Source organism: Streptomyces sp. NPDC023723, from assembly GCF_040639815.1.
Taxonomy (GTDB): Bacteria; Actinomycetota; Actinomycetes; order Streptomycetales; family Streptomycetaceae; genus Streptomyces.
In genome coordinates, this window is sequence record NZ_JBFAAP010000084.1 from 1 (window position 1) to 24,091 (window position 24,091).

At 70.4% G+C, this 24,091-nt stretch carries 17 protein-coding genes and 1 pseudogene; 8 read left to right on the forward strand and 10 right to left on the reverse strand.

Going from position 1 to position 24,091, the window contains the following annotated elements:
• Positions 1-47: 47 nt before the first annotated feature.
• The 3 genes and pseudogenes from AB0G32_RS38330 to fabV form a co-directional block, all read left to right on the forward strand.
• Positions 48-131: pseudogene (locus AB0G32_RS38330) on the forward strand (hypothetical protein); the annotation flags it as partial.
• A gap of 33 nt (positions 132-164) precedes the next feature.
• Positions 165-4,508, forward strand: coding sequence for an acyltransferase domain-containing protein (locus tag AB0G32_RS38335; protein WP_361174973.1), 4,344 nt, complete (start codon positions 165-167; stop codon positions 4,506-4,508).
• Positions 4,509-4,588: 80 nt separating this feature from the next.
• Positions 4,589-5,785, forward strand: coding sequence for an enoyl-[acyl-carrier-protein] reductase FabV (gene fabV / locus AB0G32_RS38340; RefSeq protein WP_361174923.1), 1,197 nt, complete (start codon positions 4,589-4,591; stop codon positions 5,783-5,785).
• Between the two features lie 89 nt (positions 5,786-5,874).
• Here the strand turns inward: fabV and AB0G32_RS38345 are convergent, their stop codons facing one another.
• The 7 genes from AB0G32_RS38345 to AB0G32_RS38375 form a co-directional block, all read right to left on the reverse strand.
• Positions 5,875-7,794 (reverse strand): ABC transporter ATP-binding protein, encoded by a 1,920-nt coding sequence (locus AB0G32_RS38345; RefSeq protein WP_361174926.1) that lies wholly within the window; start codon positions 7,792-7,794, stop codon positions 5,875-5,877.
• Complete coding sequence (locus tag AB0G32_RS38350; protein ID WP_361174929.1) at positions 7,791-9,584, reverse strand: ABC transporter ATP-binding protein; 1,794 nt, start codon at positions 9,582-9,584, stop codon at positions 7,791-7,793. Before AB0G32_RS38350 ends, AB0G32_RS38345 begins: the two co-directional genes overlap by 4 nt.
• Positions 9,581-10,045 carry a MarR family transcriptional regulator gene (locus tag AB0G32_RS38355; RefSeq protein WP_361174932.1) on the reverse strand — a complete coding sequence of 155 codons (465 nt, stop codon included), beginning with the start codon at positions 10,043-10,045 and terminating at the stop codon, positions 9,581-9,583. Before AB0G32_RS38355 ends, AB0G32_RS38350 begins: the two co-directional genes overlap by 4 nt.
• A gap of 199 nt (positions 10,046-10,244) precedes the next feature.
• Positions 10,245-11,495, reverse strand: a complete 1,251-nt coding sequence (locus AB0G32_RS38360; protein WP_361174935.1) for a ketosynthase chain-length factor — start codon at positions 11,493-11,495, stop codon at positions 10,245-10,247.
• Positions 11,495-12,754 carry a beta-ketoacyl-[acyl-carrier-protein] synthase family protein gene (locus tag AB0G32_RS38365; RefSeq protein WP_361174938.1) on the reverse strand — a complete coding sequence of 420 codons (1,260 nt, stop codon included), beginning with the start codon at positions 12,752-12,754 and terminating at the stop codon, positions 11,495-11,497. Before AB0G32_RS38365 ends, AB0G32_RS38360 begins: the two co-directional genes overlap by 1 nt.
• Positions 12,755-12,805: 51 nt before the next feature.
• Positions 12,806-14,026 carry a cytochrome P450 gene (locus AB0G32_RS38370; RefSeq protein ID WP_361174941.1) on the reverse strand — a complete coding sequence of 407 codons (1,221 nt, stop codon included), beginning with the start codon at positions 14,024-14,026 and terminating at the stop codon, positions 12,806-12,808.
• 191 nt (positions 14,027-14,217) lie between these two features.
• Positions 14,218-15,786: an FAD-dependent oxidoreductase gene (locus AB0G32_RS38375; RefSeq protein ID WP_361174945.1), complete on the reverse strand. Its 1,569-nt coding sequence runs from the start codon at positions 15,784-15,786 to the stop codon at positions 14,218-14,220.
• 94 nt (positions 15,787-15,880) lie between these two features.
• Between AB0G32_RS38375 and AB0G32_RS38380 the strand changes: the two genes are divergently transcribed.
• The gene (locus AB0G32_RS38380) at positions 15,881-16,618 is read left to right on the forward strand and encodes a TetR/AcrR family transcriptional regulator (protein ID WP_361174948.1); all 738 of its coding nucleotides are present in this window, start codon (positions 15,881-15,883) and stop codon (positions 16,616-16,618) included.
• 51 nt (positions 16,619-16,669) lie between these two features.
• On the opposite strand, the gene AB0G32_RS38385 is transcribed toward AB0G32_RS38380, so the two are convergent.
• Positions 16,670-17,674, reverse strand: coding sequence for a methyltransferase (locus tag AB0G32_RS38385; RefSeq protein WP_361174951.1), 1,005 nt, complete (start codon positions 17,672-17,674; stop codon positions 16,670-16,672).
• A 50-nt stretch (positions 17,675-17,724) separates the two neighbouring features.
• Positions 17,725-18,681: an aromatase/cyclase gene (locus tag AB0G32_RS38390; RefSeq protein WP_361174954.1), complete on the reverse strand. Its 957-nt coding sequence runs from the start codon at positions 18,679-18,681 to the stop codon at positions 17,725-17,727.
• Between the two features lie 240 nt (positions 18,682-18,921).
• Between AB0G32_RS38390 and AB0G32_RS38395 the strand changes: the two genes are divergently transcribed.
• The 4 genes from AB0G32_RS38395 (at position 18,922) to AB0G32_RS38410 (ending at position 22,460) form a co-directional block, all read left to right on the forward strand.
• Entirely contained in the window at positions 18,922-19,599 is a 678-nt protein-coding gene (locus AB0G32_RS38395; protein ID WP_361174958.1) for a TcmI family type II polyketide cyclase, read from the forward strand.
• Positions 19,596-20,798 carry a cytochrome P450 gene (locus tag AB0G32_RS38400; RefSeq protein ID WP_361174961.1) on the forward strand — a complete coding sequence of 401 codons (1,203 nt, stop codon included), beginning with the start codon at positions 19,596-19,598 and terminating at the stop codon, positions 20,796-20,798. The genes AB0G32_RS38395 and AB0G32_RS38400 overlap by 4 nt, the downstream gene beginning before the upstream one ends.
• A gap of 4 nt (positions 20,799-20,802) precedes the next feature.
• A complete protein-coding gene (locus AB0G32_RS38405) occupies positions 20,803-21,504 on the forward strand; it encodes a Clp protease N-terminal domain-containing protein (RefSeq protein ID WP_361174964.1) in 702 nt (233 codons plus the stop codon).
• A gap of 215 nt (positions 21,505-21,719) precedes the next feature.
• Positions 21,720-22,460, forward strand: coding sequence for an SDR family NAD(P)-dependent oxidoreductase (locus AB0G32_RS38410; protein ID WP_361174967.1), 741 nt, complete (start codon positions 21,720-21,722; stop codon positions 22,458-22,460).
• Between the two features lie 160 nt (positions 22,461-22,620).
• On the opposite strand, the gene AB0G32_RS38415 is transcribed toward AB0G32_RS38410, so the two are convergent.
• On the reverse strand, positions 22,621-23,877 hold the full coding sequence (locus AB0G32_RS38415; RefSeq protein ID WP_361174970.1) for an NAD(P)/FAD-dependent oxidoreductase: 1,257 nt from the start codon (positions 23,875-23,877) through the stop codon (positions 22,621-22,623).
• Between the last annotated feature and the right edge of the window lie 214 nt (positions 23,878-24,091).

The window sequence follows — 24,091 nt, forward strand, 5'->3', positions numbered from 1 at the left end:
TGCGTGGTGGGGAGTGTGGGCTGGCGTTGGCGGGTGGGGTGACGGTGATGTCGTCGCCGGGGATTTTGGTGGAGTTTTCGCGGCAGCGTGGGTTGGCGCCGGATGGGCGGTGCAAGGCTTTTGGGTCGTTGGCTGATGGGACTGGGTGGGGTGAGGGTGCGGGGGTGGTGGTGCTTGAGCGTTTGTCGGTGGCGCGTGCGCGGGGGCATCGGGTGTTGGCGGTGGTGCGGGGTTCGGCGGTGAATCAGGATGGTGCGTCGAATGGGTTGACTGCGCCGAATGGTCCGTCGCAGCAGCGGGTGATTCGGCAGGCGTTGGCGGGTGCGGGGTTGTCGGGGTTGGAGGTTGATGCGGTTGAGGGGCATGGGACGGGGACGAGGTTGGGGGATCCGATTGAGGCGCAGGCGTTGTTGGCGGTGTATGGGGGTGGGCGTGGGCGGGGTCGGCCGTTGTGGTTGGGGTCGGTGAAGTCGAATATTGGGCACACGATGGCGGCGGCGGGGGTGGGTGGTGTCATCAAGATGGTGGAGGCGTTGCGGCGTGGTGTGTTGCCGGCGACGTTGCATGTGGGTGAGCCGACGCCGCATGTGGACTGGAGTGGTGGTGGGGTGCGGTTGCTCACCGAGGCGCGGGAGTGGCCTTCGACGGGGCGGCCGCGTCGGGCGGGGGTGTCGTCGTTCGGCATCAGCGGCACGAACGCCCACGTGATCCTGGAACAGGCACCGCAGACGGATCAGGTGGACGAGGACGAAAAGTCGACGTCGTCCTCTCCGGTGAGCTGGGTGGTGTCGGCGCGGACGGAAGAAGGGGTGCGGGCCTACGCACGGCGGATAGCCGAGGCCGCGAACCCCGGTCTTTCGGTGGTGGATGTGGCCGCGACGTTGGCGGCGCGTACGGCGTTCGAGCACCGTGCGGTGGTGGTGGGTGCCAGTCGTGAGCGGTTGGGTGCGGGGCTGGCTGCTCTTGCCGAGGGTGTGGCCTCGGATGATGTGGTGACGGGGACTGCTGGTGCCGGCAAGGCGGTGCTGGTGTTTCCGGGGCAGGGGTCGCAGTGGGATGCGATGGCCCGCGACTTGTATGCGACGGCTGGGGTGTTCCGGGATCGTCTGGACGAGTGTGCTCGTGCGATGTCGGTTCATGTGGAGTGGGATCTGCGGCAGGTTCTGCTGACGGATGAGGGTGCTTGTCTGCTGGCGCGGGTGGATGTGGTGCAGCCGGCGTTGTTCGCGGTGATGGTGTCGTTGGCGGCGTTGTGGGAGTCGTACGGTCTGCGTCCGGCGGCGGTGGTGGGGCATTCGCAGGGTGAGATCGCGGCGGCGTGTGTGGCGGGGGCGTTGTCGCTGGAGGACGCCGTCCGGGTGGTGACGTTGCGCAGTCGGGCCATTCGCGCGCTGGCCGGGCAGGGCGGGATGGTGTCCGTCGCGCTGCCCGCCGACCAGGTACGGGCCCGCCTCGACCAGTGGCACGGCGATATCGATGTCGCCGCGGTGAACGGTCCCGCGTCCACCGTGGTCTCCGGCAGCGCCTCGGCCTTGGACGAACTCCAGGCTGTCTTCCGCGCCGATGGTTTCCGCACCCGGCGGATCCCTGTCGATTACGCTTCGCATTCGGCGCATGTCGAGCAGATCCGCGCGCAGTTGGCGGAGGTGCTGTCGTCGGTCAGTCCCCGGTCCGGTGACATTCCCTTCTACTCGACCGTGACGGCGGAACGGATCGACACCACCGCACTGGATGCCGGTTACTGGTTTCGTAATCTGCGTAGTCCGGTCGAGTTCGAGGCGACCACGCGGCTGCTGCTGGCGGACGGTCATGACACGTTCGTCGAGTGCAGTCCTCATCCCGTTCTGGTCACCGGCATTCAGGAAACCATCGACGCCACGGACAGTCCTGCCCGGAATTTCGGGACGTTGCGGCGGGACGGTGGTGACCTGGCCGACTTCCTGCTCACGGCCGGGCAGGCGTTCACGGCCGGTGCTGTGCCGGCGTACGGGCATGGTGGTCAGCATGTGACGCTGCCCGGTTATCCGTTCCAGCGGGAGCGGTACTGGCTCAAGCCCGGCACCGGACGCAGTGATGTCGGTGGGGCGGGGCTGACGACGGCTGATCATCCGTTGCTCGGTGCGGTCGTCGAGGGGGCGAGCAGTACGGTCCTCACCGGGCGGATCTCCCTGGATACCCATCCTTGGCTGGCCGATCACAAGGTGGCCGGCACCACCGTGCTGCCTGGTGCCGCCTTCGTCGAGCTGGCGCTGCACGCGGCGGATCAGGTGGGCTGCGGGAGTGTTCGTGAGCTGACGGTGTCGTCCCCGCTGCTGCTGCCGGAGCGTGGTGCGCTGCGGCTGCGGGTGGAGGTCGGTGAGCCCGCCGGTGACGGTGGTGAGGGGGCGCGGCCGATCCGGGTCGATGCCCGTCCGGACACCGCGGCCGGCGGGTCCTGGACGTGCCATGCCACCGGCGTCCTCGATTCCGGCGCACCGTCCGCCGACTGGGACCTGAGCAGCTGGCCGCCGGCCGGCGCGCAGCCCCTCGAAGTCTCCTACGAGGACCTGGCCGCCCACGGATACCACTACGGTCCGGCATTCCAGGGGCTGCGGAGGATGTGGCACCACAACGGCCATGTCTACGCCGAGGTCAGCCTCCCCACCGACCCGGACACCTACAACCTCCACCCCGCACTCCTCGACGCCACACTCCACGCCGCCCACGGGGATGGCCCAGCTCTGGCGACCACCTGGCGCGGTGTCGCCGTGCACGGCATCGGCGCGACCGTCCTGCGGGTGCGGATCAGCCCGAACCGCGCCGGGTCGGTGTCGATCCTGCTGGCCGACGACGTGGGCGACCCGGTCGCCGAGGTCGGTGGAGTCGGCACCACCTCGATCACCTCGGGGCAGTTGCAGGCGGCGAAAGCCGCACAACTGCACGCCCTGTACCAAGAGGTGTGGGCCGACCACCACGCCACGAAGTCCTTGCCGCGCAAGGCCGACTGGGCCGTCGTTGGCGCGGACACGCTACTGGCCCGGGCGGGATTGACGGCCGCCGGTGTGCCCACCGAGGCATACCCGGAACTCGGTGCCTTGGCCGAAGCCGGCGAGGCGGTGCCGGACTACCTGGTCTTCACCGTGGCGACGGGCGGGGAGGCCGCCGCCGCCACGCGGGAGACCTGGCACCAGTTGCAGGACTTCCTGCGGACCGAGGCGCTCGCCTCCGCGACCGCGGTGTTCCTGACCACCTCCGCGGTCCCCGCGTTCAGCGCCGCCGCCGTCGACCTCGCGGGCGCCGCGGTTTCCGGGCTGCTCCGGTCCGCACAGGCGGAGCACCCCGGCAGGCTCGTACTCGTAGACGTGGACGCCGACCAGGAGTCGTGGCGGATACTGCCCAGAGCCGTGACGCTCGGCGAGCCCCACCTGGCGCTGCGCGGGGGGAAGGTCAGGGTTCCGCGGCTCGCACCGGTCAAGCCGGCCAGTGCCCCGGAGCGGTGCGACGAGCCCTCGAACACGGTACTGATCACCGGCGGAAGCACGGCGATCGGCGCACGGCTGGCCCGGCACCTGGTCTCCGGCCCCGGTGCCCACCGGGTCGTGCTCACCGGCGCCGAAGCCCCCGTACCGGACGCCCCAGTCACCACTGAGGCGTGCGACCCGGAGAACTCCGCGGCACTGCGCGACCTGATCGACGGACTCGCCGCGGAGCACCCGCTGAGCATGATCGTCCACATACCGGAGGAACTGCCGAACGATCAGCCGGCCACGCTGACACCGGACGCGCTCGCCGAGGCGGTACGCGCGCGGATCACGGCCGCGGAGAATGTCGAACGGGCGGCCGGGGCCGCCACCCTCGTCCTGTGCTCGTCGTTCGCGGGGACCGTGGGCGGCGGCGGAACCGCTGTGGACGCCGCGACGGCGGCCGCACTGGACGCGCTCGCCCGACGGCGCCGGGCCCAGGGCGCTGCGGCGGTGTCACTGGCCTGGGGGCCCTGGGCGCTGGGCGACGAACCGTCCAGCGGCACCCGGATCGCGGGACTCGGCGTACTGGGGATGTCGGAGGCCGTCGCGCTGTTCGACGTCGCCCGTCGCGCGAGCGAACCCGCGCTGATCCCGGCCCGACTGGATCTGGCCGAGCTGACCCGGCGGGCCAGAACCGGCAAGCCGCTTGTGCCGGTGTTCAGATCACTGGTCAGGACCACCGGCAAACGCACCGTGGGCCGAGGCGCCGTCTCGACCACGTCACTGCGGCAACGGTTCGCGGCGATGCCGGAAGCCGACCAGGACGACATGCTGTCCGGCCTGGTCCGCACCCACATCTCGGCGATACTCGGGCTCGAGTCGGCGGACGTCGTGCAGCCGAACCAGATCTTCAGCGAACTCGGGTTCGACTCGCTGTCCATGCTGACCCTGCGGAACCGCCTGAAGTCGGCGACCGGTCTGCACCTCGATTCCTCATCGGTGTCCCACCACTCGACACCGAGCGATCTGGCCCGGCACCTCAAGCAGTCACTGCTCGACAACTGACGCGGCAGGAACCTCAACACCCGAGGAGACGAGGATGCGACCCCTGACAGCTCCTGGTGGACGTCTGACCGGAGGTGCCGATGTCCGAGCGAGTCGTTAGCCCGACGGGACACGGGTACCTGCTGCTCGACTCGCATCCGGCCGGTTGCTTTCGCGGCGTCGAGCTGACGCGGGCGGAAGTCCGGGCGCCCGAGCGGCCACCGCGGCGGCGGCCGACTGCCCTGGTGATCGGCTCCAGCGGGGGCTACGGTCTGGCGATCACCATCGCGGGGCTGGTGCGGTACGGCATCGACGGCGTGGGCATCAGCCTGGAGCGGCCGGCCGGACACCGCAGCGCGACGGCCGGGTGGTACCGCACCATCGCCACCGCGGCGATCGCCCGCGAGTCGGGGTCGGACTTCTCGTTCCGCAACGCCGACGCGTTCGCGGACACCACCAAGACCGAGACACTGGACCTGCTGGCCAAACGGTTCGGCGGTGTGGACTACCTGATGTACAGCGTGGCCGCGCCCCGGCGCACCGACCCCCGCAGCGGCGTCACCCACCGGTCCGTGATCAAGCCGCTCGGCGCACCGCACTCCACCTGGAACCTGGAGTTCGCCGACGACGGCGCCGCGCTGCTGCGCGAGACCGTCCTGGCTCCGGCAACCAGCGCCGAGACCGCCGCGACAGTGCGCGTCATGGGCGGCGAGGACTGGTCCCGCTGGATCACCGCGCTGGCCGACCGCGGCCTGCTGCGCGAAGGTTTCCGCACCGTCGCCCTCAGCTACATCGGCTCGCCGCTGACCTCGGCGATCTACCGCAACGGCACGATCGGCGCGGCCAAGGTGGACCTGGAGAACACCGCGAACGCCCTGAACAGGCGGTTGGCCGCGGTGGGCGGCCGCGCCTACACCTCGGTGAACGGGGCCGCCGTCAGCCAGGCGCTGACCGGCACCCCCGGCATCCCGCTCTACGCCGGCCTGCTCCGCGGCGTCCTGGGCGACCGCTTCCCGTCCCCCGTCCAGCAGTCGGTCCAGCTCTGGGACCAGCTCACCGCGGACCGGCCCGACCTCGACGAGTGCGGCCGGATCCGTCTCGACCGCTGGGAGCTGTCCGCGCCGGTGCAGGCCGCCGTGACCGACCGCTGGCGGTCGCTCACCCCCGAAACCGTCACCGAGCTCGCCGACCTCAGGTGGTTCCGCGGCCAGTCCCGGGCCCTGTACGGCTTCGACGTGCCCGGTGTCCGGTACGACACCCCGGTCGAGACCGACCTGCCCTGGCCGAACCCGAGTTGACCCCCTCGGACACGTCCGACCGGCAGGAGTACGCGCCAGGAGGCCCGCGAGTCCCGCTCCGGGTCCGGCAGCGGGACTCGCGAGGCGGCTCAGTGGACGCCGGCGGTCTGGCTGGTCCAGGTGGCGTACATCTCGCTGTACCTGCCGCCCGCGGTGACGAGCTGGTCGTGCGCGCCGACCTCGACGATCCGGCCCTCGTCGACGACGACGATGCGGTCGGCCTTCATGGCGGTGGAGAGCCGGTGCGCGATCAGGATCGCGGTGCGGCCCTCCAGCAGCACGTCCAGGGCAGCCTCTATCTTGGCCTCGGACTGGAGATCCAGGTTGGACGTCGCCTCGTCCAGCACCAGCACCCGGGGCTGGGCCAGGAAAGCCCTGGCCAGGGCGACGAGTTGCCGTTCACCGGAGGACAGGGACTGGCCGCGTTCCTGGACGACGGTGTCGAGACCGGCGGGCAGCCGCTCGACCACGTCCACCAGACCGACCGCCCGCAACGCCTCCCGGACCTCATCGTCGGAGACATCCGGGGCGGCGAAGCGGATGTTGTCCCGAAGCGGCCCGGCGAACAGGAAGGGCTCCTGCGGCACGACGCCGAGCTGCCGGCGCAGGGACTCGATCCCTACCTCCCGCAGGTCGCGGCCGTCGATGAGGATCCGGCCGGCGGTCGGGTCGTAGAACCGGCTGACCAGTTTGGCCAGGGTGGACTTGCCGGCGCCGGTCGGACCGACGAACGCCACGGTCTCACCGGCCGGGATGTGCAGCGACACGCCGGCGATCACCGGCCGGTCAGGAAGATAGCCGAACGTCACGTCGTCGAAGACGATCTCGCCCTCGATCTTCGGCAGGTCGACGGCCCCCGGCTGCTCCTCGACCCCCGGCCGGGCGCTCAACAGCTCCCGCAGCTTCACGATCGACGACTGGCCCTGCTGGTAGGTGTTGTACATCTGCACCAGCTGCTGGATGGGCTGGAAGAAGGTGCCCAGGTAGAGCAGGAACGCCACCAGCTCGCCGATCGTCAGGTCCCCGTCGGCGACCATGCCGGCGCCGATGGCCAGCAGCGCGAGCTGTCCGGCGACGCCGAGGACCTGGGTGCTGGGCGTGTAGATCGAGTTGATCCGTCCGGTGCGCACGTTGGCGTCGTAGTACCTGCCGGTGACCTGCCGGTGGTGTTCGGTGTTGCGCCGCTGCCGGTTGTGCGCGGTGACGATGCGCACCCCCTGAAGGCTCTCGGAAAGGTCGGCGACCACATCGGCGACGGTGTCCCGCACCCGCAGGTAGCCCTTGCCGGACGCCCGGCGGAACCACAGGGACAGCACGGTCAGGACGGGCACCACCAGCACGATGGTGATGAGCGCCAGCTGCACGTCGTAGGTGAACAGGATGACGGTGACGATGACAATGGTCAGGCCCTGGACGGCCAACTGCACCAGGCCCTCCTGGAGCAGCGCCTGGAGGTTCTCGATGTCGCCGGTCATCCGGGTCATGATCACGCCGGTCTTCTCACCGGTGTAGAAGTTCAGCGACAGCCGCTGCAACTGGGTGAAGACCCGGACCCGCAGGTCGTTCATCACCGACGCGGCGATCCGCCCGGTCACCTTGACCCGCGCCGCCTGGGCCAGACCGGTGACCACCAGACTGACCAGGTAAAGGCCCGCGACCAGCGCCAACGCGCCGTTGTCCTTGCCCATGACACCGTCGTCGATGCCGATCTGGGTCAGCTTCGGCCCGGCCTGCAACATCAGCGCCTCGGCGCCCACGAACACGCCGGCCAGCAGCGCCATCGGCCAGTACGGGCGGACCAGCCGGCGCAGATTCAGCCGGGCGCCGTCCGGATCGGGCCGGGAGTGCTCGAAGACGACGTCCGGCTCGGCGTGGTCCGGCTCGGTCTTGAGCAGCTCCTCGACGCTGGCCCGCATCTCGGGCGGAACGCCGGCGAACGGGTGGGCCGACGCGGTGGCCCGCCCGCCGCCGTTGAACGCCGCGCCGCCACCACCTCCGGTGACCGTCATCGCGCCACACCTCCCAGTTCCTCGATGCTCTCGTCCGCCTGGGCCAGCACTTCCGCGTACAGCGGTGTGCTCGCCAGCAGTTCCGTGTGGGTGCCGTCGGCGACGATCCGGCCGCGGTCCAGCAGCACCACGCGGTCGGCCAGGCTGATCGTGGACGGCCGGTGCGCGATGATCAGCGTCGTCCGGCCGGCGAACAGGGCCCGCAGCCCGGCGTGGATCTCCTGCTCCACCTGCACGTCGATGGCACTGGTGGCGTCGTCGAGCACCAGCACCGGCGGATTGACCAGCAGCGTCCGGGCGATGGCGATGCGCTGCCGCTGCCCGCCGGACAGGGTGTAGCCGCGTTCGCCGATGACGGTGTCGTAACCCTCGGACAGCTCGGTGATGAACTCATGTGCCCCGGCCGACCGGGCCACCCGCTCGATGTCGGTGATGTCCGCGTCCGGCCGTCCGTAGGCGATGTTGTCGCGGACCGACGCCGAGAACAGGAACGGCTCGTCCAGCACGATGCCGACCGTGTCCCGCAGGCTGTGCAGGGTCAGCTCCCGCACGTCGTGGCCGTCCACGGTGACGGAACCGCCCCGCACGTCGTAGAACCGCGGCAGCAGCCTGGCCACGGTGGACTTTCCGCTGCCGGACCGGCCGACCAGCGCCACCGTCTCGCCGCTGCGCAACTCCAGTGACAACCCGTGCAGCACGTCGGGGCCGTCGCCGTAGCCGAAGGTGACGTCCTCGAACCGGACGTCACCGCGCGCCCCGGTGATCTCCCGTGCCCGCGCGGCGTCCACGATCTCCGGCTTCTCGTCCAGGATCTGGTACAGCCGCTTGGCGGCGGCCGACGACCGCTGTCCCAGCGTGATCAGGTTGCCGATCACCTGGAACGGCACCTGGAGCATCAGCAGATACGCGTTGAAGGCCAGGATCGCGCCGACGCCCAGGCTCCCCTGGATGACGAGGTGTCCGCCGTACAGCAGCACGATCGCCATGCCGACACGGGGGAGGTTCTGCACCGCCGGTGTGTACCGTGCGCGCAGATCCGCGTCCTTCACATTGGCCCAGCGGACGTTCGCCGCGGCCTTCTGCAGCAGGGACAGCTGCCTGCGTTCGGCCGCGAACGACTTGACCACGCGCACGCCGTTGACGTTCTCGTCCACCACGGTCGCGACTTCGGCCAGCCGGGACTGGATCAGCCACGACACCGGGAACAAGGAGCGCTGCATGCGCCGGCTGGTCACGTACAGCAGTGGCATCGGCAGCATGGCCAGAACGGCCAGCGGCACGTTGATCGCCAGCATGTACCCGAACGCCACCAGCGAGATGCTGCACTGCACCAGGAGGTACGGCGCGAACGCCAGATACATCTGCACCGCGCGGATGTCGGAGTTGGCGCGGGAGAGCAACTGCCCGGTCTGCACCCTGTCGTAGAACGGGAACGACATGGCGGTCAGATGCCCGTACGTGATGTTGCGCAAGTCGTACTCGATCTTGGCCGCGGTGCGGAACAGCAACTGCCGGGACAGGAAGCCGACGAGCAGCATGACCACCGTCAGCGCGAGCAGCCACCACAGGTAGTGCGACAGCGGCACCCGGTCCGACACGATCGAGTTGTCCACCGCGTCCTGGATCAGTTTCGGTACCTGGACGGACACCAGCAGGCTGATCCCGGACGACACCAGCGCCGTGCCGAACATCCAGCGGTGCGCCCGGACCAGCGGCCAGGCCCGGCGTAACCAGGAACGGCTCGAATCGGGGTCGATGGCCGCGCTCGGCGGCGGATACGTCTCGCTCACCTGGTCCTTCCCTTCTCTGCGCCCTCGGGGACGATCCACTCGCCCTGCTTCTCGCTCTTCATCGCCTCGTGCCACAGCGCCAGCGCGGCCAGCGCCCGCTCGGCCCGCTCCTCGTCGAGGAACGCGGCCACCTCGGCCAGCTTCCGGCTGATCTCCTGGTCGGCGGTGGTGAGCAGATGCCGGCCGGAGCTGGTGACCACGAGCGTGGCCTTGCGCCGGTCGTCCGGATCGGGCTCCCGCCGCACGTACTTGCCGGCCACCAGGCCGTCCACGACCGCGGTGACGGTCGCCGGCGTCACGGACAGCATCGATGCCACCCGCGATGCCGTCGGCGGATCCGACCGGGTCAGCACGGACAGCATCCGGTACTGCGGCAGCGTCAACTCCACGCGCAGCAAGGCATGTTCGACGACCTTCGCCAGGGCGGCCACAACAGCGCCCGGCGTGACTGTTTCGGGCATCACACATTTAGGCTATCAAACATCGTACGGTGTCCGCAGTAACGTTGCGGCGAGCGGCAGGGGGGAGCAAGGACTGCGGATCGCCGCGTACGGGAAGGGCGGGGTGGGACGCGCGGCAGGAAAACACGGTGGCCGCTGCCGCGGTGAGGCGACAGCGGGCCGGTAACGACAGGTGTGCGAATGGTCCGTCAGGCGACCGTCACATCGCAGTCAGCACCATCGCGGAGTTGACGCCTTCGCCGCGGGCCAGCAGCAGTGCGGTGGACACGGTGGCCTCCCTCGGCCGATCACGCACCAGGTCGAGCCGATCGGACCGGACCGGGTCGGTCACGTTGATCATGGGCGGGATGACGCCGTGCCGCATGCTCAACGACACGGTGGCCACGTCGAGCGCCGGACCACCGGAATAGAGCCGGCCGGTCATCGTCTTGGGGGCGGTCACCGGAACCCCCCGCGGACCGAACACGTGGGTGAGGGCGGCGGCCTCGGCGCGGTCCAGCTCGGCGACGCCGGCCGCATCCGCGAACACCACGTCCACCTCGCCCGGCGCCACGCCGGCGTCCGCGAGCGCGGACTCGATCGCCCGGCGCAGCCCGGGCTCCCGTGCCGAACCCGGCCGCGGGTCGAAGGCCGTGGCGTACCCGGCGACCTCGCCGTACGGCCGGACCCCTCGCGCACGTGCGTGTTCCGCGTCCTCGACGGTGAACATCGCGCCGCCCTCACCGAGCAGGTAGCCGGACGCGGCGGTATCGAACGGCAGGTAGGCCCGGGTCCGGTCGGCCACGGTGCTCATCCGGCCGGCGGCCAGCTCGATCACCCAGCCGAGCGGGCACATCGCGCTGTCCACCGCACCGCACAGCACCACCGGCAGACCGTCGGTCACGAACCTGCGGGCCTGCGCGAGCGCGTCCAGCCCGCTCGTCTGCCCGGTCAGGACCCCGCCGGGACCGGACACCCCGTGCCGGATCGAGATCTGCCCCGTGTTCACCGCGTAGAACCAGGAGAACGACAGGTACGCGCTCACATGGTCACTGCCGAGGCGCCACAGCTTCTCCAGCTCGCGCTGGCTGTACTCGAGCCCGCCGACGGACATGCCGGTGACGACACCGATCCGATCGCCCGGCATGGCGGCCAGTTCGAGTCCGGAGTCGCCGACCGCGGCGTCCATCGCGATCAGCGCCAGCCGGGTCGCCTGGTCGGTCTGCGGCACCAGCCGGCCGGGGACGTGCCGGCGGACGTCGTAGTCGGGCACCTCGCCCGCCAGCTTGACCGGGTACTGGGACGGATCGAACCGGGTGATCCGGTCGATGCCGCCGCGCCCGTGCAGTACGGCGTCCCAGTACTCGTCGGTGCCGAACCCGTTCGGCGCGACCGCGCCGATGCCGGTGATCACCGCGCGCCGGAGTCTGGACGCCGTGCGGTGTTCCCGGCCCGCGACCGCGGTACCCATCAGCGCTCCCCTCGGGTCAGCACCATGGCGCTCTGGAAACCGCCGAACCCGCTGCCGACCTTCAGCACCGTGTTCAGCCGGGCGGGCCGCGCCGTCAGCGGCACGTAGTCGAGGTCCAGCTCCGGGTCCGGTTCCCGCAGGTTGGCGGTGGGCGGAATCACCCCGTTCTCGATGGCCAGCGCACATGCCGCGATCTCGACCGAGCCGACCGAGCCCAGCGAGTGGCCGATCATGGACTTGATCGAACTCACCGGGGTCCGGTACGCGTGCTCGCCCAGACTCCGCTTGAACGCGTCGGTCTCGTGCCGGTCGTTCTGGTCGGTGCCGGAGCCGTGCGCGTTCACGTAGTCCACCTGCTCGGGTGTGCGCTCGGCCATGCGCAGGGCCACCTCGATGGCCTTCGCCAGCTCCGGACCCTCGGCCCGCAGCCCGGTCATGTGGAACGCGTTCGCGCGCACGTCCCACCCGCCGATCTCCGCGTAGACGTGCGCGCCGCGCTCCCTGGCGTGGTCCAGTTCCTCCAGCACCAGCATCGCGCTGCCTTCGGCGAGCACGAACCCGTTGCGGGTGCGGTCGAACGGGCGGGACGCGGTGGCCGGCTGGTCGTTGCGCGGCGTCGTCGCCTTGACCGCGTCGAAGGACGCGACACAGATCGGTGACACGGGCGCGTCCGAGGCGCCGGCCAGCATCACGTCGGCCGCCCCTTCGCGGATGAGCCGCGCCGCATGGGACACCGACTCGATGCCCGCGGTGCACCCCGTGGACACCAGTGCCACCGGGCCTTCCGCACCGACCTCCCAGGCCACCTCGGCGGCCAGGGACGTCGGGATGAGGTAGTTGTACATGTGCGGCACCGCGTACTCGTGGTCGAGCAGCCACTTGCGGCCGTTGTCGGACAGGACCCCGTACTCCTGGGCCACACTCATCGTGCCGCCGATGGCGCTGCCGACGCTGGTCCCGGTGCGCTGCGGGTCGGTCCTGTCCATGTCCAGGCCGGCGTCCGCGACCGCTTCCCTGGCCGCCGCGACAGCGAGTTGCGCACCCCGGTCCAACCGCCGGATCTCCTGCGCGGAGAAGCCCTCCGCCACCGGGTCGAAGTCGCACTCGCCCGCGATCCGGGAGCGGAATCCCGACGCGTCGAACAGTGTGATGGCGCGGATGGCGGAGGTGCCGGACGAGATCAGCTCCCAGAATTCCTTGGCGTTCCTGCTCCCCGGGGCGCGCACGCCGAGGCCGGTGACGACTACTCGGCGCTTCACCGTGACCTCACCGCCCGCACCATGAACACAGCGTTTGGCATGTGATTCCCTTCACTGATGTGGCGGGCACGCGTCGAACGTGACCGGCAGCGCTTCCAGGCCGCGGATCGTGAGGCTCCGCATCCACCGCAACTGCCCGACCGGTACGGCCAGGGCGAGACCGGGGAGCCTGCGCAGCAGCGCCTCGAAGGCGATCCGGGTCTCCAGCCTGGCCAGCGGAGCACCGAGGCAGAAGTGCGCCCCGCGTCCGAACCCCACGTGTCCGTTCTCGGCGCGGGTGACATCGAACCGGTCCGGTGCCGTGAACCGCGCCGGATCCCGGTTGGCCGACGCCAGTGACAGGAGCACCGGGTAGCCCTTCTCGATGCGGGTACCGGCGATCTCGACGGGCTCCAGCGGGAAGCGCCACGTCGCTGTCTCGAACGACCCGTCATACCGGATCATCTCCTCCAGCGCCGAGTCCAGCAGCTCCGGCCGCTCCCGCAGCAGCGCCAGTTGGCCGGGGTGGCGCAGCAGCGTGAGGATGCCGTTGCCGATCAGATTGACCGTCGTCTCGAAGCCCCCGACCAGCAGCAGGGACAGCATGGACAGCAGCTCCGTCTCGTCCAGCCGGTCGCCGGCGTCCCGGGCCGCGATCAGGGCGTCGACCAGACCGTCGGCCGGCTCGCGGCGACGCCTCGCGACCAGCTCGGTCAGATATCCGAGGAGGTCGCGCAGCCCGACCGGCCGCGCGCCTGCCTCGCCGGACGGGTCGTCGGCGGTCTTGTTCGTCCACCGGCGGAAGTCCTTGGTCCAGCGGCGGAACACCTCCTGGTCCGCCGCCGGCACTCCCAGCAGCTCGCAGATCACCGTGATCGCCAACGGGAACCCGAACTCGGTGACCAGGTCCACCCGGCCCCGCGGCACGATCTCGTCCAGCAGTCCGTCCGTGATCCGCTGCACCTGGCCACGCAGGCCCTCGATCCGGCGGGCGGTGAACGCGGTCGAGACCAGCCGGCGCAGCCGCGCGTGTTCGGCCCCGTCCGTGGTCAGCAGATGCGTCCCGAGTCCGGTCCGGTCCTCCAACGGCCGTCCCCGGCCCGCTTCCTGCCAGTCGGCCGGTGCGGTGCGCGGGTCCTTGCTCATCCGGGGATCGGACAGCAGCGTGCGCACGTCCTCGTCCCGGGTCACCAGCACGCCGTACAGACCCTCGCCCTCCAGGACGTGCCGGACCGGCTCTTTCGCACGCAGGCACGCGTACTCGGGATAGGGATCGTCGCCGAAGTCCACCATGCGCCTCCTCCGCTTAGGTGCGCGTCTCGTCCCCCCGCCGCGGTGACGATGTCCGTCGGCTTCGCGAGGTGTCTTCGCGAGGTGCGGGGCGAGAGACGCTGCGCCGATCTTCGCGGCACCGGTTCGAGGTGGGTTCGCGTCCGGTTCGACCGAGGGGCGCGCCGCGCCGGCGTGCGCCGGCCGGCGCCCCGCTACCGCCGGCCCAGGATCTGGTCGAGAGCGTCCCGCAGCCGCTGTTCGCTGCTCGCCACGGCCTCGCGGGTGACCGCGCGGAAGCCGACGAAGCCGTCGGGACGGACGAGCACGGCGCCGTCCTCCTTGATGTGGGCGGCCTCGGCCCACCCCTCGACCGCGTGGGCCGTGATCCCCAGTTTCCGCGCGGCGTCCAGCCAGTGACCGGCCGCGGTCGCGGTGATCAGCGTGAAGCCGTCCACCAGGTCCACGGTGGACCGTCCGTCCGGCAGCCACCGATGGGGCAGCCGGCTGCCCGGCGCGCCGTCCAGCCGGAGATTCTGCAAGTCCGTCAACGGTTCCGGGTCGACCACCGCGCGCGACGCGTACCGGTACCCGATCACCGGGATCATGATGTCCGCCATTCCGACGGCCGCGCGGTCAGCGGCCCGGCCCGGCCCGTGGTCCCAGTGCAGGTCGCGGTTCTGGGTACGGAGCACGATCTGTTCCATGGTGAACAGCGCGACTGCCCGGCGCTCGACCTCGTAGGTGTCCAGCAGGGCGGCGCCCCCCGCGGTCAGTTTCCACGCCAGGTTGTGGGCGTCGGCGATCCCCATGTTCAGTCCCTGACCGCCCACCGGCGGCACCAGGTGCGCCGCGTCACCGACGAGGAAGACGTTTCCCTGCCGGAACCTGTCGGCCACCTGCGCCCTGGGCGCCCACGGCAACAGGCTGATGATCTCCGGCTCGATGTCGAGGACTCCGGTGGCGTCCCTGATCTGCTGCTGGATCCGCTCGGTGGGGGCGCTCGGATCGCCGTTCGGGATGAGGAAGAGCCAGCGGTCCGTGTCGACCTTCACCAGGGTGCCGGACGCCCGGTCGTTGCGCAGGAACGTCATGGAGAGCGGCGGGGCCGGCAGTTCGGCGCGGAACAGCACGTTGAGCATGTGGTTGGTGCCGATGCGTCCCGGGCCGGTCACGCCGATGCCGAGCAGTTCCCGGGTCCGGCCGCGGCCGCCGTCGGCGGCGACCACGTAGTCCCCCGTGACGGTCCGGCCGTCCGCGGTCGTGACCCCGCCGTCGGCCACCGCGACCACCTCGCTGTCGAAGTCCACCTCGCCGCCCAGCTTCCGCAGTCGTGCCAGCGCGGCCCGGTCGATCCGGTCCTGCGGGCAGCTGCCCAGTTTGGCCGGGCCGATCTCCGGTGGCTCGAACCGGGAGGTGACGGTGTTCAGTTCGGCCAGGCTCGGCCCCGACATCAAGCCCCTGGCGCGGTCTTCCGTCTCGATCCCGATGCCGGCCTCGCGCAGGATCTCCGCCGACCTGTCGGTGAGGCCGAACGCCCTCGGGTGATCGTTGACCCGCGCCCTGCGCTCCAGCACCTGGACCGAGACCCCGTGCCGGGCCAGCAGGACGGCGGTGCACAGTCCGACGGTGCCGCCCCCGATGATCACCACTCGCACGGCTGTCCCTCCGGCACCGGGAACGTCTCCAGCAGTGTTGGTCCGTCCATCGTTGTCCTCCCTTGTGCGATCCGAGACACCGGGCCGCCGCCGGCGGGCTCGGCACGTCGAGTTCCGCGGCGGCACACCTCCCCACCGAGTACGGCGTACGCGATTTCACGCGTGACCCACCGCGGGCGGCGTACGCGCCCGGCCAGGCTACGCGCGTACGATGGTCGTCGTGCCGAAACCGAACCCCGTCATCTGGATGCGAGCGGAGAAATCCACCCGAGGTCCGGCTCCGCAGTACAGCCGCGAGCAGATCGCCGGGGTGGCGATCGAGATCGCGGACGCCGAAGGCATCGAAGCCGCGTCGGTGCGCAACATCGCCAAGCGGCTGGGCACCGGCACGATGACCCTGTACCGGTACCTGCCCACCAAAGAAGACCTGTACGCGGTGATGATCGACCAGGCGACCGGCTTCGAGCCGCAGGAGCCGACCGGCGACGTCCGCGCCGACCTGACCACCCTGGCGCGCCGCCGCAGGCAGATCTTCCTGCGGCACCCCTGGCTCGCTCCGCTGCTCGGCACCCGCCCGGTCATGGGCCCCAACTTCCTGCGCGGCATGGAACGCGATCTCGCCCTGCTGGCCGGCTGCCACCTCGACATGGAGGAGACGCTGGCCGTACTCGACCTGATCCACTCCTGGGTCAGCGGTACCGTGCAGGCCGAGCTGACCGAGCGGGCGGTCGCCCAGCGCTCCGGCGTCGATCGTGATGCCTGGCGGCGGCACATGCAGCCGTATCTGATGTCCATGCTCGCGACCGGTGAATTCCCGTATCTGAGCAAGATGATCCAGGCGTCCGAGATCGGCGAAGGCGACGAACGGTTCGAGAACGGCCTGACGACCATCCTGGACGGCATCGCCGCCCGGTTCCTGGCGGACACCGGCGACGACGGCTCGGGCCCGGTCGAGTAACCGCACCGACGGCGGACCGCTTGCGACGGGAATGCCCTTCCCTCGCTGCGCCTACTGGGCCGCGCGCAGTTCGACGACGGCGAGCCGGCCGGCCGGCGTGACCGAGGTGATCCCGAAGCCGGCCGATCCGGCCATTTCGCCCAGTTGCTCGAGGGTGTGCTGGCGGCCTCCGAAGTAGCAGAGCATGCGGAGGTCGCCTTCGGTCATGATGTTCTGGTCCGTGAAGTAGTCGACGACCAGCACCCGTCCGGTTGCCGACGCCGCGTCGGCGCAGCGCCGCATGATGCGAGTGGCCGCCGCGTCGTCCCAGTTGTGCAGGATGCTCGACAGCAGATAGGCGTCCGCTCCGGTCGGCAGCTCGTCGAAGAAGCTGCCGGCCACGGCGCCGGCCCGGTGGTCGAGACCGGCCGCGGCGATCGCTTTCCCGGCCCGGCGCACCGGGCCGGGCAGGTCGACGACCGTCCCCCGCAGCTCGCCGTGGTCCTGGAGGATGGTGATCAGCATGCTGCCGTCGCCACCGCCGACATCGACGAGGTGCCGCAGCTGTCCCCAGGGATAGGCCGCGGCCACGGCGGGTGCGTGCGCCTTCAGCCGGGCGCCCATCAACGCGTCGAACGACTCGGCGCGTTCGTCGTCGGCGGACAGGTCGTCCCAGAACGTCAGGCCGTACTGCCGCGCGAAGGCCGGCTCGCCGGTGCGCACCGTGTGCAGCAGATGGACCAGGCTCAGCTCCGCGTGCCCGAGGGCACCCTCGATGTCGAGTACCGCTCGCATGCCTTCGGGCGCCCCGTCGCACAGGTGGCGCCCCATGGCCGTCAGGTCGTAGCCGGCGGTCCCGGTGTGCGACAGCACGCCGGCGCTCACCAGATGGTCCAGCAGCCGTCCCAGCACGTCCTGGTCGGCGCGCACCGCTTCGGCCAGCGCTTCGGCCGTCCGGGTGCCCGCGGCGATGTGGTCGGCCAGCCGCAGCGTCGCCGCCACCCGAATGGCCATCGGCGTCAGCAGATCGGCAGCTGCCCATATTCCCCCGCTCCTGGGGGGCTGCACCTCGGCCATGGTTCCTCCTGACTCGACGGTTGTCTGTTCGCTCCACGAAGCGGCCCGGCTCAGAAGCCGGCGCGCTCCTCCGCGAAGGTCTTGGCAAGGCGAAGGTTGATCATGCTGTGGCCGCTCAGCAGCCGTCGCAGGTACCGGCGTGCCTCGTCGATGGTCGTCGCGCCGCCGAACTGCGACAGCGCCGAGCGCTTGATCGTGCTGGTGTGCCGGGCTTCGACGACGACGCCCTCCCGCGTCTCGGTGAACCGCCAGTGGCCGGTGTGCGCGTCCAGCATCGTGGGCAACGTGATCTGCTTGTAGACGATCAGGTGGGGCGGCCGGCAGATGCGCACCGAGCGGACGGAGTGCGTACTGCCGTCCGGGCCCTGGGTGTCCATGTCGAAGAACTGGATGCCGGGCACCTCCTCGGTCAGGGCGAGTCCCACCACGTGCGGGATGCGCTCGGGCCACAGGTCCGCCCGGTAGAGATAGTCGTAGGCGTCCTCGACGGAACCCGCGACGAACAGCGGGTCGGTGAAGGACACCACGAGGTCGTCCAGTTCGGCCCGCCGTTCCGCCGTGTCGCGCAGTGTGTCGAGGTGTTCCTTGCTTTCCAGGCGGAGCCTGTCCAGCAGCGGACCGAGGTCGGCGTCGCTCGGCGCCTCGACGACGTTGCTCAGCTCGATCCGGGTCCGGCCGGGTGCCAGTTCGGTGAACACCCAGTCGGCGCGGATCTTGCCGGCCGGCGGGTCGACGTCCAGGTCCGCGAAGGTGATGCGGTGTCCCGGCCGGTCGGCGCGGCGCACGCTCCGCCAGGTGCGGACCGCACAGTCACCGGCCAGCGACCAGTGCTGGACCAGGTCGCCCTTCTCGTTGCTGTGCAGCACCTGCGCGTGCACGGCGGACAACTGGAACTGGGGCCGCCGGGCGACATCCGCGACCAGGTCGAACACCGTCTCGTAGTCGGCGTCGACGTCCACGCTGTGATCAACTCTTTGCTGTGTGCTCGACACAATCAGCCACCTCACAAGCGCCGTAGTGTTCCGAATCTTCGAAGCCGACCATGTCCGTCGCCCTTCGACCTCGATTCGAGAACCCGTCGAGTCCGCCGCACCGGGACGCCCGCGGCGTCGGCCGGTCATCTACTCGTCGTCGAACCGACGTCGAAGGGGAGCGCGCAGCCTTCGGGTGCGACCCCGAACCGACATCCGTGAGGATCCGTCCGTGGCGCGGCACAGTTCCTGACCGCCAACCGTAAGGAGAGGCACATGCCGAGCACCGTCACCGTCGGCACGTTCGACAGTGATGACATCGCGGACGTCACGAAGATCCTCCGGGAGTTCGACGGCGAGGTCGCGCCCGGGCTGCCCCGGTTGCGCCGCAGGCAGCTCTTCAGCTACAGCGATCTCTACGTGCACATGCAGGACTGGGACGCCGCGGACGCGACCGAGGCCCACCGGATGGCGACCACCGACCCCCGCTGCGTACGCCTGAACGAACGCCTCGCGGCCTACTTCGGCGAGTACACCGCGGCCGAGGACTGGGACGGCCCGGTCGACCGGCCGGCGGCCGAGCGTTTCTACCTGTGGCCGGCCGAGCGGCTGGAGAACCTGGAGCAGACGTACAGCGCGGTGATCGTGAACACCCAGCGCCAGGAGTACATCCCCGAGGCGGCGCGGCTGTTCGCCGAGTCGGATGCCACCGACATCCCGCAGAGCATGGGCACCCTGCGCCGCCAGATCTACCTCTGGCGTGGGATCTACCTGCACATCCAGGACTTCGCCGACGCCGACCCCAGCAAGGCGGTCAGCAAGGTGTGGGCGGACGGCGATCCCCGCTTCCTCCAGCTCGTCGACGACCTGACGCAGATCATTCCGCCGTACGACCCGAACGGCCATTCACTGGCCCACCGCTTTTACCACTGGGCCGCGGAGGTGTCAGCATGACCGAGCTACCGACCTTCCCGATCCGGCGACAGCTGCCCGGCGTGCTGCCGGCCGAGTACGAGACACTGCGGGAGCGCGGCATCGGCCGGGTGACACTGCCCACCAGCGTGCCGGCCTGGATGGTGGTGCGGCCCGAGTACGCCCGGTTCGTACTCTCCGATCCCCGGTTCAGCTCGGACAAGACGAACGCCGCGTTTCCCAGGCTGACGCCGACCGGGATGGACAAACTGAAGTACTGCGCCCCGTTCATGATCAACCTGGACGGTCCGGAACACATGGCGCGGAAGAAGCTGGTGCTGCGGGAGTTCACCCCGGAAGCACTGGCCCGGCTGCTGCCACGGTTGCGGGTCGCCGTGACCGAGAAGATCGACGCGATGCTGGGCTCGGCGGCGAAGCCGGTCGACCTGGCGGCGCGACTGTCGTACCCGATCGGCCGCCGGTTGCAGTCGATGTTCATCGGCGTCCCCGAGGCCGAGTTGCAGCAACTGCGGGACAACGTATGGAACTTGATGCTCTCCAAGGGGGAGGAGGAGGAAAGGGAAGCGGCCGCGGTGATGAACGGCCACGCGATACAGCTGCTGAAGGAGAAGGCGGACAACCTCGGCGACGACTTGATGAGCCACCTGATCCTGCACGAACGCGAGAAGCACGGCGAGATCGACTGGTTCAAGCTGGCGCCCCTGATGATGTCGAACGCCCAGGGCACCCACAACACCTCGGGCACGATGATCTCGTTGGGCGTGCTCACGCTGCTGAGCCGTCCGCAGGAGCGGGCGGCGCTGCTGGCCCGGCCCGACCGGCTGGCGGTAGCGGTGGAGGAGATGCTCCGGTACTTCTCGATCAACGACGGCACCCCCATGCGGCTGGCCCTGGAAGACGTCCGGATCGGCGACACGCTGGTGAAGGCCGGTGACGGCATGGCAGTACCGACGATGCCCGTCAACCGCGACCCGGCGGTGTGTCCTTTCCCCAACGAGCTCGATCTCCAGCGGGAGAAGGCCCCCAGACACATGGCGTTCGGCCACGGGCCGCACAAGTGCCCGGCGGAGCGCCTGGTACCGGAGCTGCTGAAGATGGTGTACACGATCCTGTTCGAGCGGGCTCCCTCGCTCACGCTGGCCGTGCCCGAGGCGGAGCTGACCTACAAATACCACTCCATCCAGGCGTTCGGTCCGGCCGAACTGCCGGTGACCTGGTGACGGCATGACCCGGCCGACGCCACCGGTCGGGCTCGACGACCTGATCACGGCGATCACCGGGCGCCGCACCGACGCCCTCGACCAACTGACCGAGGCGGTGGCGACGGCCGACCGGGTCGGAGCGGCCGCCGACCGCCTCATCGGTCACTTCGTCGACAGGGCCCGACGTTCCGGGGTGTCCTGGACCGACATCGGCCGCCGGACGGGTGTCACCGAGCAGGCCGCGCGTACGAGGTTCGGCGGCGAGCCGGCCGCTGCCCGCCCCGCCTTCGACAAGCTCACCCGGCCCGCTCACAACGCGGTCGTCGCGGCCATGAAGGAGGCCAAGCAGGGCGGCAGCGCGGAGATCGAGCCCGCGCACCTCGTCCTCGGGCTGCTCGGCGCCGATGGCACCGCGGTCGCCGCGCTGCGGACGCAGGGTGTCGACCTCGGCCGGCTGCGAGACGCGGCAGTGGCGGCCCTGCCGGCGCGCGGCGACGCCCGTCCGGCGATGGTTCCGTACGGTGCCCGCGCGAAGACGGCGCTCGAACTGACCTTCCAGGCGGCTGCGCTGCTCGACGACGACGGTGTCGGCACCGGCCATGTGCTGCTGGGGCTGCTGGCGGAGGAGAACGGCACCGGGCTGCTGCACTCGCTCGGGGCCGGCCTGGAGACGACCGAACGGTTCGTCACGGACGCCGGCAAGGAACCGCCCGTCAGCCGGTAGCGGAGCCGCACGGAACCTCCTGGCGGGGCGAGGTCACTTGCCGCGTCAGGAGGTTCCGCGCGGCTCCGGACCGACGTAGGCCCGGCCGGACCGACCGGGCCGGTCAAGGACTTCCCCCGCCACGGATTCGGAGAGAGAGCTGCCATGGCTGTCGAGTGCTTCCCCCCGGCGCGGTACGCGCGCGACCGGCACCGGACACCGGGAGCGCCGGTCTGATGGCGTCGCCGGACACCGACGGCCCCGTCGCCCTGGTCACCGGCGCCTCCGGGGCGCTCGGCGCCGCCGTGGCACGCGTCCTCGACCGGCGTGGCTACCGGCTGGCCCTGCACTGCGCCACCGGCGCGGACCGGGCCGGCGCGGTCGCGGCCGAACTCGGCCGGCCCAGTGTCGTCGTGCGGGCCGACGTCGCCGACTGGGCCGCCACCCAGGCCATGGTGGACCGGGTGCACGCCGAACTGGGCGCCGTCAGCGTGCTCGTCAACGCGGGCGCGATCCGCCGCGACGGACTCCTGGCCACCCAGTCCGTCGACGACTGGACACGGACCATCGCCGTCAATCTCATCGGCACTTACCACACCTGCCGCGCCGTGCTCCCGGACATGGTGCGGGCCCGATGGGGGCGCATCGTCAACGTCGTCTCACCCGCCGGTCTCATCGGCAGCCGGGGCCAGACGGCGTACTCGGCGGCCAAGGCCGGCGTGATGGGCATGACGAGGAGCCTGGCCCTGGAATGCGGGCGGTACGCAGTGACGGTCAACGCGCTGTCACCCGGGCTCATGGCCTCCACTCTGACCGAGCAGGTGCCCGCCGAGATCAGCGCCGCGCTGGTGGCCCGGACCGCGCCCGGCCGCATGGGCACACCCGGCGAGGTGGCCCGCGGCATCGAACTGCTGCTGGACGCCGACTACATGACCGGCCAGGTGCTGTGCATCGACGGCGGGATGTCGATCTCCTGACCCGCCCGGCACCCGCATCTCCGGATCCTCGCGGTCACCGAGCCGCAGCCCGGCCCGACCGCAGTGCGGGAAGGGCCGGATGCCCGTCGGCGAGACGGCGTTCGACGGCCGGCCGGGCCGGGCGACCTGGCCGGACCCGCTCCGGTCGTGCGCGCGGGACTCACATCCGGACGGTCTTGGGGAGGTCGGTGGCGAGCGGGTCGAAGCCGGTGATGTTCGGGAGCGCCTTGATGCCGGAGATCAGCGTGATGAAGCCGACCTTCAGGTTGCCGTCCGGATGCCAGACGTCCTGCTGCGCCCGCTCCAAGTAGATCTCGCGAAGCTTGTTCGGGTCGTAGAAGAACCGGATGAAAGACAGGAACTCGTCGTACAGCACGCGGTAGACCAGCTCGTACCGGTCCAGCGCGCGCTCGGTGTCGGCCGGGTTCTTCAGCGCGGCCTCCAGGGCCCGGGCGGCCATCGAAGCGCCCGAGGTGCCCAGCCACACGCCCTGCGAGAAGAGCGGGTCGATGAATCCGGCCGCGTCGCCCACCGACAGCCAGCCCGGACCGTGGAAACTCTTGCACACGTGCGACCAGTCACGGGCGGTGTGCAGTTGGTCCACCGGGGCACCGTTGGCGATCATGGTCTTGGCGACCACGCTGTTCGCCACCGCCCGGTCGAAGATGTCCTGGTGCGAAAGGCCCTGGGCGGTCGCCTCCGCCACCATCGCGGCCGGGAGCACATGACCGAGGCTCACGTTGTCCTTGGTCACCGGAATGCCCCAGAGCCAGCCGCCGGTCTTGACCGACTCCACCAGGATGTCGCCGCCCTGCCGGCCGTCGGACAGCGGCTCGTACGGCGTGAAGTAGTTCCAGATGGCGACGTTGCGCAGATCCTCCTGCCAGGACACCTCGGTCAGCTTCCGCGAGATGGCCCGTGCCTGCCCCGACGCGTCCACCACGAAACGGGCGGTGACCTGGTGCGTCTCGCCACCTCGGCGGTACGTCACACCGGTGACCGTGCCGTTCTCGTCGGAAAGCACCGCCGTGACGTGAGCCTGCTCCTCGACACGTACGCCGAATCCTCGAGCGGTGTTCAGCAGCAACTCGTCGAACTCGCTGCGGACCACGTGCCACGAGTGGTCGTACCGGCCGGTCTGGTCGAACGAGGCACGCCACGGCTCCGAGTCGAGGCCCCACACCAGGCTGATCCCGTACTTCGGCTGGAAGCGCCTGTCCAGTTCGTCGATCAGGCCGAGCTGTTCCAGGGTCGGGATCACCCCGGTGATCATCGACTCGCCGATGTGGTAGCGGGGGAACTTCTCCCGCTCCAGCAGCAGGACGTTCCGGCCGTTCTTGCCCAGCAGGGCGGCGGTGGTCGAACCCGCCGGCCCGCCGCCGACCACCACAACGTCGTAATCCCGGATGTCGGACATGCGAAATCCTTCCTCGATGGACGGCGACAGCTCCGCCGAGCCGACGGCCCGCGGTGAGTGACGCGGCTCAGGTACTCCTCGTCCACGGCAAGCCGCGGGGACGGGAGCCTGCCGACAGGGCTGAGCGGACGCCGGGCCGTCGCGCGGCAGGCGCGTCCGGTCGGCGCGCGGACACACCGGCGTGCCGGCCGGTGCGCACCGGCCGCGGCGCCCC